Consider the following 477-nt stretch of genomic DNA (forward strand, 5'->3'; position numbering starts at 1 on the left):
GGCTTTGTTGCATAAAGATTTTAAAGATAGAGCTTTCCTAAGTTGTTTAAATTTAAGTGACAACTTGGGTGTGAGGTCGGCCGAGCTCCGTAAACTTATTTAAGATGGCCACACGTGCATGAATCTCGTTGACTTGGCTATCAAAATTCCGAGCACTGAGCTTATCGCCTAATAATTTGATGCAGTGCATCTTGGTTTCTACCAGACTTCGCTGATGGTAGCCCGACCATTTTTTCCATAGTGTCCTGCCTAAACGTTTAACAGTGCGAAGTAATTCATTTCGCTCTAGCGAATGAACTTTTGTATCTTTCCAAGGCTTCGCATTTTTTCTGGGTGGAATAATCGCATGGGCATTTCGATCTGTGATCAACTGGCGACACCGCTTTGTGTCATAAGCTCCATCGGTATAAACAGAGTCAATCTGCTCATCTTGTGGAATCTGATTAAGTAAATCACCAAGCACCTGTGAATCACTGA

1 protein-coding gene is annotated in these 477 nt (G+C 42.1%); it reads right to left on the reverse strand.

All coding sequences use genetic code 11. From position 1 onward, the window contains the following. Positions 1 to 52: 52 nt before the first annotated feature. Positions 53 to 477, reverse strand: a 425-nt coding sequence (locus AC1M9I_RS14620) for an IS5 family transposase (protein WP_481611217.1), incomplete at its 5' end; no start/stop codon positions are given.

This window comes from Acinetobacter sp. ANC_7553 (assembly GCF_056779895.1).